This window comes from Jiangella muralis (assembly GCF_001270745.1).
Classification (GTDB): domain Bacteria; phylum Actinomycetota; class Actinomycetes; order Jiangellales; family Jiangellaceae; genus Jiangella; species Jiangella muralis.
The window spans coordinates 94,849-109,374 of sequence record NZ_LFXL01000027.1; the positions used below are offsets into that span (position 1 = coordinate 94,849).

A 14,526-nucleotide genomic window follows, 5' to 3' on the forward strand; every position below is an offset into this window, starting at 1 on the left:
CCGTGGCGGTCACATCGCGGCCGCCCGCCCCGCCCGGGCCGCCGCGCCCGAGCGGGCGAGGCGGAGCGGGCGGGCGGGTCGGTCGCGGGCTGACCCTGCTGCGGTCGCCGATCGTGCTGCTCGGCGCGGTCACGGCGCTCGTCCTCGCCGTGCTGGTGGTGGCGCCGCTGGCCGGTCTCGTGGCCACCACGCTGCGCCCCGACGGGCTGACGGCCTGGGGCGACGTCGTGGCCAGCCCGCTGTCGCGCAACCTGTTCTACGAGCCCCTGACGAACTCGCTGGTCATCGGGTTCGCCACCGCCGCCGGTTCGATGCTCCTGGGTGGTGGCCTGGCCTGGCTGGTCGTCATGACCGACGTCCGGTTCAAGAAGACCATCGGCCTGCTGGCGGCGATCCCGTTCGCCCTGCCCAGCTTCGCGCTGGCGCTGGCGTGGGAGACGGTCTTCCGCAACGACCGGATCGGCGGGCGGGTCGGCCTCCTGCACGGGATGGGCCTCGACATCCCGGACTGGCTCGCCTGGGGGGCGCTGCCGATCAGCGCCACCCTCATCGCCCACTACTACTCGCTCACCTTCGTCCTGGTGGCCGCCGCGCTGGCCGGGGTCAAGGGTGACCTGCTGGAGGCCGGCGAGGTGGCCGGCGCCAGCCGCGCCCGCGTCGCGGTGTCGATCGCGCTGCCGGTGGTGATGCCGGCGCTGGTGTCGTCCGCGCTGCTGGCCTTCGCCGAAGGCGTCAGCAACTTCGCCAGCCCGGCCCTGCTCGGGCTGCCGGTGCGCTACCAGACGCTGTCGACGCGCCTGTACGGCTCCATCTCGACCGGGCAGGTCGAGCGCGGCTACGTGCTGAGCCTGCTGCTGATCGCCGTGGCGGCGATCGTGCTGTTCCTGAGCACGCGGCTGGTGGGCGGGCGACGCTCGTACGCCACCATCACCGGCAAGGGCGGACGGCGCCGCACGCTGGAGCTGGGCCGGTACCGCCCGGCGGCGACCGGCGTCGCGCTGACCGCCGTGGCACTGACGACCGTGCTGCCGGCCGCCGTGCTGCTGCTGTCCAGTTTCGCCCGGCGCACCAACTCCTTCACCGACGGGTTCACGCTGCACTTCTGGACCGGCGCGTCCGATCCGGCGTTCGCCCAGGGACAGCGCGGCGTACTGCGCAACCCGCAGGTGATCGAGGCCGCCGCCACCACCGTCCTGCTCGGGCTGGCGGTCGCCGCGGCCGCGACCGTGCTGGGCCTGGCCGTCGGCTACGTCGTCACGCGGTTGCGCGGCGCGCCACTGGTCACCCAGGCGCTGACACTGCTGTCGTTCCTGCCCTTCCTCATCCCGGGCATCGCGCTGGGTGCCGCGTTCATCGCCCAGTTCGGCCGCCCGATCGGGCCGCTGCCGGCGCTCTACGGCACGTTCGCCATCCTGGTCATCGCGGGCGCGGCCTACACGCTGCCGTTCGCGGCGCAGTCCGGCCGCACGTCGGTCGGGCAGATCTCCGGCGAGCTGGAGGAGTCCGCCGTCATGGCCGGCGCGGGCATGACCCGCCGGCTCGGCCGCATCGTGGTCCCGCTGGCGGCCCGCGGCCTGCTGGCCGGCGGCGTCCTCGTCTTCGTCAAGATGGTCCGCGACCTCTCGCTGGTCGTCCTGCTGGTGACCCCCGCGACGCCGCTGCTGTCGGTCGTCACGTACCGCTACGCCTCCGAGGGCTTCGCCCAGTTCGCCAACGCCATCACCGTCATCATCGCCGCCATCTCGGTCGGCGCGACCGTGCTCGCCCGCCGCCTGCAAGGGGCGGCCCAACCCTGGGTGGAACGATGAACCACGCGCTGCGCTCCGACTCGCCACCGGACACCGAGGCCGGCCCGGCCACCGGCCCGGCGATCGAACTCATCGGCCTGCGCCGCGACTACGGCGACACCGCCGCCGTCGACGGCATCGACCTGTCCGTGCCGGTCGGCTCGTTCCTCGTACTGCTCGGCCCGTCCGGCTGCGGCAAGACCACGACGCTGCGGATGCTCGCCGGCCTGGAGAGCCCCACCGGCGGCGAGATCAGGCTCGGCGGCCGCACCGTCGCCAGCGGGCAGCGCGGCGTCACCGTCCCGCCGGGCCGGCGCGGCGCCGGCCTGGTGTTCCAGAGCTACGCGCTGTGGCCGCACATGACCGTCCGCCGCAACGTCGAATGGCCGCTGAAGATCGCCAAGCTGGACAAGACGAGGCGGACCGCGCGAGCCACCGACGTCCTGCGCCTGCTCGACATCGCCGAGCTGGCCGGACGCTATCCCGGCGAGATCTCCGGCGGCCAGCAGCAACGGGTCGCCATCGCCCGCATGCTGGCGCCGGAGCCGGCCATCCTGCTGTTCGACGAGCCGCTGTCCAACCTGGACGCCAAGCTGCGGGTCGAGACCCGGGCCGAGCTGCTGCGCATCCACCGGGCCACCGGCGCCACCAGCGTCTACGTCACCCACGACCAGGTCGAGGCGATGACGATGGCCACCCACGTGGCGCTGATGCGGCACGGCCGGATCGAGCAGTTCGGGTCGCCGGCCGACCTGCTGCGCCGGCCGGCCAGCGCGTTCGTCGCGGCGTTCGTCGGCACCCCGCCGGCCAACGTCCTGGCCGCGGTCGTCACCCGTGGCCGTTTCCACCGCGACGGCGTCGACCTCGGGCCGAGCCCGCTGCCGGACGGGACGGACGTGCGGCTGATGTACCGGGCCGAGTCGCTCACGCTGGACCCGGCCGGCGCCCTGGAGATCGAGGTCATCGAGTCCAGCCCGCTGGCCGGGCGCTGGCTGCTGTCCGGCACCAGCGGCGACGACCGCGTCACCGTCGTCGAGGACGACGAGCCGGAGCCGGTCCTCGGCAGCCCGGCGCGGGTGCGCGTGCCGGACCGCCCGGACGCGGTCTTCGACGCCGACGGTGCGCGGATGGACGCCGCATGACGCTGCTGCTGCTGGTCCGCCACGGCGAGACCGACTGGAACGCCGAGCGCCGGCTGCAGGGCCGCGAGGACCGTCCGCTGTCGGCGCGCGGACGCGGCCAGGCCAGGGCGCTCGCGCCGTACGTGGCGCGCTACCGGCCCGACCACGTCACGTGCTCGCCGCTGCTGCGCACCCGGCAGACGGCGCACCTGCTCGGCGTCACCGTCAGCGGCCTGGATCCGCGCTGGCAGGAGGCCGACCTCGGCAGCTGGACCGGGCGGACCCGCGAGGAGCTGGTCGCCACCGGCGACGGCGGCTACGCCGCGTGGCGCGCCGGGTCCTACCAGCCGCCCGGGGCGGAGCCGCTGACGGCGCTGCGGCTGCGGGTGGCCGCGGCGATCGACGACCTCGCCATCGGCGGCGGGGTGCACCTCGTCGTGACGCATGGCGGTCCGATCCGGGCCGCCTGCCACCTGCTGGTGGCGCTCGAGCCGGCCGCGCTGGTGCCGGTGCCGCCGGGCAGCCTGACCGTCTTCGACCTCGGCGGCCCGCGGCCGCGGCTGCGCGCCTTCAACGTCGCACCCGGCCCGGAGGAGGTCGGCGACAGCACCGACTGACGTCCCCGTGCCGGTTGACCGCGCCTCCGCACTCCTCCTATTCTGGAATGCAGATAGCAGTTTCCGAATGGTGGAATTCTGGAGGAGCGCGACAATGGCGGGTATCGAGGTCACCGGTCCGATGCACGAGCGGTTCGACGAGGTGCTCACGCCGGCCGCGCTGGCGCTGATCGAGCGGCTGCACCGCGAGCTGAACCCGCGCCGGCTCGAGCTGCTGCGCCGTCGCGCCGAGCGGACCGCCGCCATCGCCGCCGGCGCGGACCTCGACTTCCTCACCGAGACCAAGGACGTCCGCGAGGACGACTCGTGGCGGGTCGCGCCGCCGGCGCCGGGCCTGGAGGACCGCCGGGTCGAGATCACCGGTCCCACCGACCGCAAGATGACCATCAACGCGCTCAACTCCGGCGCCAAGGTGTGGCTGGCCGACCAGGAGGACGCCAACACGCCGCTGTGGGAGAACGTCGTCCAGGGCCAGCTCAACCTGAGCGACGCCATCGACGGCACGATCGAGTTCACCAACCCCGACGGCAAGCACTACGCGCTGCGCACCGACCAGCCGCTGGCCACCATCGTCGTCCGGCCCCGCGGCTGGCACCTGCCCGAGAAGCACATCACCGTCGACGGCGAGCCGACGTCGGGCAGCCTCGTCGACTTCGCGCTGTACCTCGCCACCAGCGGACAGAAGCAGCTCGACCGCGGCCAGGGGCCCTATTTCTATCTGCCGAAGATGGAGAGCCACCTCGAGGCGCGGCTGTGGAACGACGCGTTCGTCATCGGCCAGGAGGCGCTGGGCATCCCGCGCGGCACCATCCGCGCGACCGTCCTCATCGAGACCTACCCGGCGGCGTTCGAGATGGAGGAGATCCTCTACGAACTGCGCGAGCACTCCGCCGGCCTCAACGCCGGCCGCTGGGACTACATGTTCAGCGTCATCAAGACGCACCGCACCCGCGGCACCGACTTCGTCCTGCCCGACCGCAACTCCGTCACCATGACGGTCCCGTTCATGCGCGCCTACACGGAGCTGCTGGTGCGCACCTGCCACAAGCGCGGGGCACACGCCATCGGCGGCATGGCGGCGTTCATCCCCAGCCGCGACCCCGAGGTCAACGCGGCGGCATTCGCGAAGGTCGAGGACGACAAGACGCGCGAGGCCGGCGACGGCTTCGACGGCTCGTGGGTGGCACACCCGGGCATGGTCGAGGTCTGCCGCGAGGCGTTCACCGCCGTCCTCGGCGACCGGCCGAACCAGATCTCCCGCACCCGCGACGACGTCCACGTCACCGCCGCCCAACTCCTCGACGTCGCGTCGACCCCGGGCGCGGTGACGGAGGCCGGCCTGCGCAGCAACATCTCCGTCGGCATCCAGTACCTCGCGGCCTGGCTGGGCGGCCTCGGCGCCGTCGGCATCAACAACCTCATGGAGGACGCCGCGACCGCCGAGATCAGCCGCAGCCAGGTCTGGCAATGGCTGCACAACGGCGTCGAACTCGCCGACGGCCAGCAGGTCACCCGCGAACTGGTCGAGCGGCTGATCGACGAAGAGTGCACAACCATCGAGCAGCGCGTCGGCGCCGACGCCTTCGCCGGCGGCCACTGGGCCGAGGCGAGGGCCACCTTCACCGACCTGGCCCTCGCCGACGACTACACCGACTTCCTCACCCTGCCCGCCTACGAGCGCATGCCCTGATCGCGTCCGTTCGAATTGCAAAACGCGAGACCCGCCGTCCGGATGTGCTGGCCGGTGGGTTTCGGTCTCGTTCGGGCGGGTTGGGTGCCGTGACTTCGAATTGCAGAACGTCACGGAAAACGTGACGGTTCGCGACTCGAGGCCGTTCGGCTGCTTGCGCGTTGCGGAGACGCCCGGGAGGTTGACCACGGCGGGCCTGCCAGTGGTCGCGCGTTGATTCTGGATGGTTGAGGGATCCGGGTACCCCTGGCTACTTGGATCCCTCAACCATTCGGCGGTCAGGCGCTCGACTGGGCCGCGTGCTTGACGGCCGCGGCGACGGCGGGGGCGACCTCGGGGTCGAACACCGACGGCACGATGTAGCTGGCGTTCACCTGCTCCGGGCCGACGGCCTCGGCGATGGCGCGGGCGGCGGCCAGCATGACGGCGTCGGTGATGCGGTGCGCACCGGCGTCGAGCATGCCGCGGAAGAAGCCGGGGAAGGCGAGCACGTTGTTGATCTGGTTCGGGAAGTCCGACCGGCCGGTCGCGACGACGGCGGCGTGCTCGCGCGCCGCGATGGGGTCGACCTCGGGGTCGGGGTTGGCCAGCGCGAACACGATGGCGTCCGGCGCCATGGTGGCGACGTCCTCGCCGGTGAGCAGGTTCGGGCCGGAGACGCCGATGAAGACGTCGGCGCCGGCCAGCACCTCGCGCAGCGAGCCGGTCGCAGCGCGCGGGTTGGTGTTCTGCGCGATCCAGCGGCGGAATTCGTCGCGGCCCTCGCCGTTCTCGGCGTGGACGGCGCCGCGGCGGTCGCAGGCGACGATGTCGGTGACGCCTTGGGCGGCGAGCAGCCGGATGATCGCGTGCCCGGCCGCGCCGACGCCGCTGACGACGACGCGGACGGAGTCCAGCGACTTCCCGACGACGCGCAGCGCGTTGTAGAGCGCGGCCAGCACGACGATGGCGGTGCCGTGCTGGTCGTCGTGGAAGACGGGGATGTCGAGCAGCTCGCGCAGCCGGGCCTCGATCTCGAAGCAGCGCGGCGCGGAGATGTCCTCCAGGTTGATGCCGCCGTAGACCGGGGCGAGCGCCTTGACGATCGAGACGATCTCGTCGGTGTCCTGGGTGTCGAGGCAGACCGGCCAGGCGTCGACGCCGCCGAACTGCTTGAACAGCGCCGCCTTGCCCTCCATGACGGGCAGCGCGGCGGCCGGGCCGATGTTGCCCAGCCCGAGCACAGCCGACCCGTCGGTGACGACGGCGACGGTGTTGCGCTTGATGGTGAGCCGACGGGCGTCCTCGGGATTCTCGGCGATGGCCAGGCACACCCGGGCGACGCCGGGGGTGTAGGCGCGGGAGAGGTCGTCGCGGTGCTTGAGCGGGACCTTCGGGTTGACCTCGAGCTTGCCGCCGAGGTGGATGAGGAAGGTCCGGTCGCTCACCTTCCGGACGGTGACGCCGGCGACCTGCGTCAGCGCCTTGGTGATCGATTCGGCGTGGTCGGAGTCGACGGCGTCGCAGGTGACGTCGACGACCAGGCGGTCGGCGAACGACTCGACGACGTCGAGGGCGGTCAGCGCGCCCCCGGCCGCGCTGACGGCGGCGGCCAGGCCGCTGGTGGCCGTCGACGAGGACGGCGCCTCGACGCGGACCGTGATCGCGTATCCCGGGCTGGGCGTTGCCATGCGGTACCTCTCCAAAATTCTGTATTGCGGACGTTAGTATCTGCTGTGTGGAAACCGAGTCGTCGCGGGCTCGCTCGGGTGGCGTGCAGTCGGTCGAGCGCGCGTTCGGCCTGCTCGAAACCATGGCCGACCACGGCGGCAGCATGGGGTTGTCCCAGCTGGCCACGGCCGCTCAACTGCCACTGCCGACCATCCACCGCATCGTCCGTACGCTCGTCGACCTCGGCTACCTGCGTCAGGAGCCGTCGCGACGATACGCCCTCGGGCCGCGCCTGATCAGGCTCGGCGAGAGCTCCTCGACCATGCTCAGCACGTGGGCACGGCCGCAGCTCACTCACCTGGTCGACGAGCTGGGCGAGTCGGCGAACCTCGCGATGCTCGACGGTGACCAGATCGTATACGTGGCACAGGTGCCGTCGCGCCATTCCATGCGGATGTTCACCGAGGTCGGCCGCCGGGTCTGGCCGCACTGCACCGCCGTCGGCAAGGCCGTGCTGGCCACGCTGCCGGAGCGGACGGTGCGCGAGATGCTGCAGCGCACCGGCATGCCGCAGCAGACCGAGCACACCATCACCGACGCGGCGGTGTTCGGCCGCGAGCTCGCGCTGACGGCGGACCGCGGTTACGCCGTCGACGACGGCGAGCAGGAGATCGGCGTGCGCTGTGTCGCGGTCGCGGTGCCGGACGCGCCGTCGAAGCTGGGCCTGTCCATCTCCGGTCCGTCGTCGCGGGTCACCGACGACCTCGTCACCCGCGCCGTCCCGCTGCTGACCAAGGCCGCCCGCGACCTCTCCGCGGAGCTGTACGGGCAGAGCCGGGCCTGACGCGGTCATCGTCGCGCCCGCTCCAGCGGGACGCCGCGGATCGACGCGTCCAGGATCTCGATCGGGTGCACGAGCGGGAGGTCCGCGCTGAGGAAGCGGCGCACCTGCAGCAGGCAGCCGGCGTTCGCGGTGGCGACGACGTCGGGCTCGGCCGCCTCGATGTTCGCGGCCTTGCGCCGGCCCAGCTCCTCGGCGGTACGCGGCTGGACCAGGTTGTAGATGCCGGCCGACCCGCAGCAGATCTCCGCGTCCGGGATGTCGGTGAGCTCGATCCCGGGGACGGCGCGCAGCAGGTCGCGCGGCTGCCGGCGGATCCGTTGCGCGTTCGCCAGGTGGCAGGCGTCGTGGTAGGCGACCTTGGCGCGGACGGGGTGCCTGGGCGCCCGCGGCTCCAGCTCGGCCAGCAGTTCGTTGACGTCGCGGACGGACGCGGCGAAGCGCGCGGCCCGCTCGGCGTAGGCGGGGTCGTCGGCCAGCAGGCGGTCGTACTCCTTCATCGACGAGCCACAACCGGCGACGTTGACGACCACGACATCGGCCCGCGCCGTCTCGAAGGTGTCGATCAGCCGCCGGGCCCGGGCCGCGGCGTCGTCCTCGAGTCCGGCGTGCAGGTTCAGCGCGCCGCAGCACCGCTGGCCCGGCGGCACGACGACCTCGCAGCCCTCGGCCGCCAGCACCCGCGCCGTCGCCGCGTTGACGTCGCCGAACAGCACCCGCTGGGCGCAGCCCTCCAGCAGCGCGACCCGCAGCCGCCGCTCCCCCACAGCCGGGACGATCGGCGGCGGCCGGCGGAACAGCGATCGGACCGGCACCGGCGGCAGCAGGTCCTCGGCGGCGCGCAGCTCGGCCGGCAGCCGGTCCACGAGGCCGAGCCGGTGCGCCAGCGCCCGCAGCCCCAGCCGCCGGTACAGGACGCCGAGCAGCGCGGCGGCCCGCATCCGCGCGGGGTACGGGAACACCGCGAAGATCGCCCGGCGCACCAGCCGCTCCCGGCGCGTGCGCGGGACGTGCCGCTCCAGCTGCGGCCGGGTCGCCGCCAGCAGCAGGTCGTACTGGACGCCGGACGGGCAGGCCGGCACGCAGGCCAGGCAGCCCAGGCAGGAGTCGATGTGCCCGGCCAGGGTGCGGTCCAGCGGGATCTCGCCGCGCTGGGCGAGGTCGATCAGGTAGATCCGGCCGCGCGGCGAGTCCATCTCCTCGCCGTCGACCGCGTACGTCGGGCAGGTGGGCAGGCAGAACCCGCAGTGCACGCAGTCGTCCAGCAGCTCACGCCGCGGCGGGTGGTGCGCGTCGAACGAGCCGGTGTCCCCCGGAATCAGAACCATGGCGCGAACCTCCCCCGGCCGAGCCGGTCGTCGGGGTCGAAGGCGCGCTTGACCGCGCGCAGCACGGCGACGGCGGGCGGCGGCTCGCCCCACGCGGGCAGCTCGGCGCGCAGGCCGTCGGTCCACCGGCAGACGGTGACGGCCGGCTGCTCGGTGCGCAGCGCGGTGACGACGGCGGCGTGCGCGGCCGCGGACCCACCGCGCAGCCGGACGGTGTGCGCGCCGGCGAACGGGCTGCTGGTCATCGCGGCGTCGACGGCGTGCGCGGCGGCCTCGCGGGCCACCAGCGCGGCCAGCTCCGGCGTGCGGTCCGGGGCCGTGCCGAGGCGGACGACGGTGTCGCCGTCGTCGCCGCTCACGAGGTCGGCGACGACGGACCAGGCGTCGGCCGGGGCGTCGGTCGCATCGGAACCGGCGAGGGCGCGAGCCCGCCGCAGCCGGTCCTCGACGCCACCGGACGTGCCGTCGAACCGGGCCAGCAGCGTGCCATCGCACCACTCGACCGCCACAGGCTCCAGCGACCCGTGGATCAACCGCCCGCCGAGGTCGAACGCCGTGGCCGCGTCGCACGGGACCGCCAGCGTCGCCGTCGCCGCCGGACGCGGACGCACCCGCAGCACCACCTCCGCCAGTACGCCGAGGGTGCCGAGCGAGCCGTGGAACAGCTTGGCGAGGTCGTAGCCGGCGACGTTCTTGATGACGTAGCCGCCGGAACGCGCCACCGTGGCGTCGGCCAGCACCACCGTCACGCCGATGACGCTGTCGCGCAGGCTGCCGAACGTGTGCCGCACCGGGCCGGCGTCGGCCGTCGCCACCAGGCCGCCGACGGTGCCCGCGCGGGCGGGGTCGAGCGCCACCCACTGGTCGTGCTCGGCCAGCGTCTCCTGCAGCGTCGCGAACGGCATGCCGGCCTGCACGGCCACCGTCAGGTCCGTCGGGTTGCAGCTGATCAGGCCGCTCATCGCGGTGGTGTCGAGGACGGCGTCATGCACTGGCTCGCCGCCCCACGCCGTCGCGCTGCCGGTCCCGGCGACGGCCAGCCGCTCGCCCGCGCTGTCGACGAGCGCGTCGCGGAGCTCGGCCAGGGTCGCCGGCCGGTACGTCGTCGCGGTGCTCATAGCCGTTCGATCACCCCGGCCTCCTCCAGCGGGTGCGGCCGGTACTTGCCGGGTCGCTCGCCGCACAGCCGCGGCGTCGGGAACACCTTGCCGGGGTTGCACAGGCCGTCCGGGTCGAACGCCGTCCGCAGCCGGAGCATGGTCGCGAGATCGTCCTCGCCGAACATCCGCGGCATCGAGCAGGCCTTGTCGGCGCCGATGCCGTGCTCGCCGGACAGCGACCCGCCCAGCTCGACGCACAACTCGGCGATCTCGGTGGACAGTCGTTCGGCACGGTCGTGCTCGCCGTCGGCCTCGCTGTAGAGGACCAGCGGGTGCAGGTTGCCGTCACCGGCGTGGAAGACGTTCGCGACCCGGATGCCGGCGTCGTCGGCCATCGCGGCGATGCGGCCGAGTACCTCGGCCAGCCGGCCGCGCGGCACGACGCCGTCCTGGACGAAGTAGTCGGGGCTGATACGCCCGACGGCGGCGAACGCGGCCTTGCGCCCCGTCCAGATCAGCCTCCGCTGCTCGGCGTCGGCGGCCACCATGATCTTGGTGCAGCCGTGCTCGCGGCAGATCTCCTGGACCTCGTCGAACTGCTCGGCGACGTCGTCGGGCGGGCCGTCCAGCTCGACCACCAGCGCGGCGACGGTGTCGGGGGTGTAGACGCTCTCGGTGGAGGCGGCGACGGCCTGGATGGCGAGGTTGTCGAGCATCTCGACCGCCGCCGGCACGATGCCCGCCGCGATGATGCCGGTGACGGCGTCGCCCGCGCCCGCCACCGTCGCGAAGTCGGCCACCATCGTGCGGACGGCGGCCGGCTTGGCCAGCAGCCGCACGGTCACCTGCGTGACGATGCCGAGCGTGCCCTCGGAGCCGATGAACGCGCCGAGCAGGTCGTAGCCGGGCAGCTGCGCGGAGTCGCCGCCGAGCGTGGTGACGGTGCCGTCGGCGAGCACGACCTCGGCGGCCAGCACATGGTTGACGGTGAAGCCGTACTTCAGGCAGTGCGCGCCGCCGGAGTTCTCGGCGACGTTGCCGCCGATGGTGCAGACCTGCTGGCTGGACGGGTCCGGCGCGTAGTAGAGCCCATACGGCGCCGCGGCCTTGCTGATGTCGAGGTTCGTGACGCCCGGCTCGACGACGGCGCGCAGGTTGACCGGGTCGACCTCGACGACGCGGCGCAGCTTCTGCAGCGAGATGACGATGCCGTCGGCCACCGGCAGCGCGCCGCCGGACAGCCCCGTCCCCGCGCCACGGGCGACGAACGGGACGCCGTGCCGGGCGCACACGCGGACGGCCGCGGCCACCTCGGCGGCGGACCGCGGCAGCACCACCATGGCCGGCTGGACGCGGTAGCCGGTGAGGCCGTCGCACTCGTACGTGCGCAGCCGGGCCGGGTCGGTGATGACGTTCGCGCGGCCCAGCGCCTCGGTCAGCTCGGCCGACCAGCTCATATTCCGCGATCCGGAAGAGAACACCTCACCATACGGATACCCTAGATCCGGTCGCGCGGAGTGGTCAACCAACTCCGCCGGGGCTCGTTCCGCCGCCGGCCCGGCCCTATAGGATCACGTCGGCGTTTCCTGGCGATTGCCGGCCGGTAACGCCGCTGGGACCGCGGCTGATCTGCAGAGTTCTCCACTCACGACCCTCTGGCCAACTCGACCGATCGGATAGGATCTCGCTGTTCGCGCGGAGGGAGTCGCATCGTGTCCACGGGCGCCGTCACCACCGGCATCGCCGTCCTCGCACCGCTGAATCGCACGCACCGCGCCGGACGCACCGCGCCGCACATCCGCGACCTGCTGGAAGAGGCCATCCTGCAGGGCGTGCTGCCACCCGGCGCGCACCTCAACGCCGACGGCCTGGCCAAGCAGCTCGGCATCAGCCACATCCCGGTCCGCGAGGCCCTGCGCGCCCTCGGCGTCGACGGCTGGATCGAGTTCCGGCCGCACCAGGGCGCGTTCGTCCGCGCCCGCAGCGAGCAGGAGCTGGCCGACCTGTTCGAGAGCCGCACGTTCCTCGAGGCGCAGGTCGCGACGCTGGCGGCCGAGCGGCGCACCGGCGAGCAGCTGGCCATCCTCGACGACATCCTCGCCCGGCAGCGGCAGTCCTCCGACCCGATCGAGCTGGCCCGCATCAACGCCGAGTTCCACAGCGCCATGGCCGACTGCTCGCAGAACACCCTCATGGCCGGGTTCGTCCGCACGCTGAGCATGCGGGCCCGGTTCTACTTCTCCACCGTCGCGCCGCGGCGGCAGGACGGCTCGCGACGCCAGCACGAGGCTCTGGTCGACGCGATCCGGCGCCGCGACAGCGCGGCGGCCGGCCGGCTGGCCCGCGACCACGTCGCCGCCACCCGCCGCGACGTCCGCGCCGAGCTACTCACGCCCTGACGCCCGGTCTCGGCGCCGGCTCAGCTCCCGCGAGGAGGTCGGGTCCACATGGGTGACACCAGCGCCAACCGTTGGCACCGGTGTCAACACCCTCGACACGATCCATGACGCGCCGAGGCAGGGCGCACCAGGGCCACGACGACGCGCCGTCGTGGCCCTGGTGCGGGCCACGACGGCGCGTGGTGTCGTGCTGGTGCTGCAGGTGTGGTGCTGGCGGCGGTCAGTCGCGGCGGCGACCGTAGCTCGGCCGGCCGCGGCCGGCGCCGGCGCCCTTGTAGGGACGGCCCGAGCCGGAGCGGTTCGGGCGGCCGCCGTTACCGGTCGACCGCGGCCGCTCGCGCTCCGGCGCCATGGCCGGGGCGTCGGCCAGCGCCGTCGGGGTGATGGGGCCGTCGACGGAGCGGGCGTCGACGTTCTTGGCGGTGACGCCGGCGCGGCGGAACAGCTCGCCGAGGCCGCGCACCTGCCGCGGGGTGGCGACGGTGACGACGGCGCCGGTGGCGCCGGCGCGGGCCGTGCGGCCGGACCGGTGCAGGTACGACTTCGGCTCGCCGGCCGGGTCGAAGTGCACGACCATGCCGACGCCGTCGACGTGGATGCCGCGAGCCGCGACATCGGTGGCGACGACCACCTTGGCCCGGCCGGAGCGGAACCGGTCGAGGTTGCGCTCGCGGACCCGCTGCGACAGGTCGCCGTGGAGGTCGACGGCGGCGACGCCGGCGTCCTCGAGGTCCTCGGCCAGCCTGGTGGCGCCGTCCTTGGTGCGGGTGAAGACGATGCTGCGCGGATTGGCCCGCATCAGCTCGGTCATGACCTCGAGCTTGTTGTACGGGCCGACCACGAGCACGTGGTGGTCCATGGTCGTGACGGAGCCGGCGTCGGGGTCGACCTCATGCTTGGCCGGGGCGTTCAGGTGCCGCCGGACCAGCTTGTCGACGTCACCGTCGAGCGTGGCCGACAGCAGCATCCGCTGCCCGCCCTCGGGCGTGGCCGAGAGCAGCTCGTCGACCACCGGGAAGAAGCCGAGGTCGCACAGGTGGTCGGCCTCGTCGAGCGTGACGACCTCGACGTCGTCGAGCTTGCAGACGCCCTTCTCGATGAGGTCGCTGAGCCGGCCCGGGGTGGCGACGACGATGTCGGCGCCGCGGTCGAGCCGGCGGATCTGCCGGTCGTACGGCGCGCCGCCGTAGACGGTGACCATGCGCAGCCGCAGCGCCTCGGCCAGCGGCTCGAGCGCGGTGGTGACCTGGCCGGCCAGCTCGCGGGTCGGCACGACGATCAGCGCGCGCGGGCGGTTCGGCTCGCTGCGCTTGCCGTCGAGCCGGGTGAGGATGGGCAGGCCGAACGCCAGCGTCTTGCCCGAGCCGGTCTTGGCGCGGCCGAGCACGTCGTGGCCGGCCAGGGCGTCGGGGATGACCGCCGCCTGGACCGGGGTCGGCTCGACGATGCCGTCGACGCCGAGGATCTTCACGACGCGGTCGGGCACACCCATGGTGGAGAAGGCCGAGCCGGCCGGGTCGAACGCCTCGATGGCGGCCCTGCGGGCGGGGTCGAAGGAGCGGCGGTCGTTGGGGCGGCCGCCCTGGCGGCGGTCGCCACGGAACGGACGGCGGCCGTAGGGGCGGCCACCCTCGCGGCCGTCGCCGTCGCGGCGGAACCCGCCCTCACGCCGGTGGCCGCCGTCGCGGCGCTCGGGCCGCTGGCGGTAGGGACGGGAGTCGGTGCCGGACGTGCCGGCAGGATCGTACGAAGTCACTGTGCTCCGAATCGGTAGAGCGCGAGCACGCACCCCCAGCACGTCCGCAAACGGGCGGACGCACGGTGAGCCTTCGAGGGCGCGGGGTACCCGACTCTCCCTCGACGTTCCACCGTCACAGAATTCGGGCACAAATCAGGCCTCGCTTCGAACACGAGGCCTTGGCTTGCGTTCAGTCTACCGGTTCCGGCCCCGCCGGACACCTCGGACGACGGAGACGCTCATCACCCTGCCCAG

11 protein-coding genes are annotated in these 14,526 nt (G+C 73.3%); 6 read left to right on the top strand and 5 right to left on the bottom strand.

The window, feature by feature from the left end:
* Positions 1 to 2 precede the first annotated feature (2 nt).
* From ACW62_RS23010 to aceB, 4 genes are all read left to right on the top strand, one after another.
* Complete coding sequence (locus ACW62_RS23010; protein ID WP_083460067.1) at positions 3 to 1,808, top strand: ABC transporter permease; 1,806 nt, start codon at positions 3 to 5, stop codon at positions 1,806 to 1,808.
* Entirely contained in the window at positions 1,805 to 2,929 is a 1,125-nt protein-coding gene (locus ACW62_RS23015) for an ABC transporter ATP-binding protein (RefSeq protein ID WP_083460068.1), read from the top strand. Before ACW62_RS23010 ends, ACW62_RS23015 begins: the two co-directional genes overlap by 4 nt.
* Complete coding sequence (locus ACW62_RS23020; protein ID WP_053206444.1) at positions 2,926 to 3,525, top strand: histidine phosphatase family protein; 600 nt, start codon at positions 2,926 to 2,928, stop codon at positions 3,523 to 3,525. The genes ACW62_RS23015 and ACW62_RS23020 overlap by 4 nt, the downstream gene beginning before the upstream one ends.
* A 94-nt stretch (positions 3,526 to 3,619) precedes the next feature.
* Positions 3,620 to 5,215, top strand: a complete 1,596-nt coding sequence (gene aceB / locus ACW62_RS23025) for a malate synthase A (RefSeq protein WP_053206445.1) — start codon at positions 3,620 to 3,622, stop codon at positions 5,213 to 5,215.
* A gap of 278 nt (positions 5,216 to 5,493) precedes the next feature.
* Here the strand turns inward: aceB and ACW62_RS23030 are convergent, their stop codons facing one another.
* Positions 5,494 to 6,885, bottom strand: a complete 1,392-nt coding sequence (locus ACW62_RS23030) for an NAD-dependent malic enzyme (protein ID WP_053206446.1) — start codon at positions 6,883 to 6,885, stop codon at positions 5,494 to 5,496.
* A 47-nt stretch (positions 6,886 to 6,932) separates the two neighbouring features.
* Between ACW62_RS23030 and ACW62_RS23035 the strand changes: the two genes are divergently transcribed.
* On the top strand, positions 6,933 to 7,709 hold the full coding sequence (locus tag ACW62_RS23035; RefSeq protein ID WP_053206447.1) for an IclR family transcriptional regulator: 777 nt from the start codon (positions 6,933 to 6,935) through the stop codon (positions 7,707 to 7,709).
* Positions 7,710 to 7,714: 5 nt separating this feature from the next.
* Here ACW62_RS23035 and ACW62_RS23040 read toward each other — a convergent pair whose 3' ends face one another.
* The 3 genes from ACW62_RS23040 to ACW62_RS23050 are packed head-to-tail and all read right to left on the bottom strand — an operon-like array spanning position 7,715 to position 11,591.
* On the bottom strand, positions 7,715 to 9,034 hold the full coding sequence (locus ACW62_RS23040; protein WP_053206448.1) for a (Fe-S)-binding protein: 1,320 nt from the start codon (positions 9,032 to 9,034) through the stop codon (positions 7,715 to 7,717).
* Positions 9,025 to 10,152, bottom strand: coding sequence for an FAD-binding oxidoreductase (locus ACW62_RS23045; RefSeq protein ID WP_053206449.1), 1,128 nt, complete (start codon positions 10,150 to 10,152; stop codon positions 9,025 to 9,027). Before ACW62_RS23045 ends, ACW62_RS23040 begins: the two co-directional genes overlap by 10 nt.
* Entirely contained in the window at positions 10,149 to 11,591 is a 1,443-nt protein-coding gene (locus ACW62_RS23050; RefSeq protein ID WP_053206450.1) for an FAD-linked oxidase C-terminal domain-containing protein, read from the bottom strand. Before ACW62_RS23050 ends, ACW62_RS23045 begins: the two co-directional genes overlap by 4 nt.
* A 255-nt stretch (positions 11,592 to 11,846) precedes the next feature.
* Here ACW62_RS23050 and ACW62_RS23055 point away from each other — a divergent pair, with 255 nt between their 5' ends.
* The gene (locus ACW62_RS23055) at positions 11,847 to 12,533 is read left to right on the top strand and encodes a GntR family transcriptional regulator (RefSeq protein ID WP_053206451.1); all 687 of its coding nucleotides are present in this window, start codon (positions 11,847 to 11,849) and stop codon (positions 12,531 to 12,533) included.
* 220 nt (positions 12,534 to 12,753) lie between these two features.
* Here the strand turns inward: ACW62_RS23055 and ACW62_RS23060 are convergent, their stop codons facing one another.
* The gene (locus ACW62_RS23060; RefSeq protein WP_053206452.1) at positions 12,754 to 14,289 is read right to left on the bottom strand and encodes a DEAD/DEAH box helicase; all 1,536 of its coding nucleotides are present in this window, start codon (positions 14,287 to 14,289) and stop codon (positions 12,754 to 12,756) included.
* Between the last annotated feature and the right edge of the window lie 237 nt (positions 14,290 to 14,526).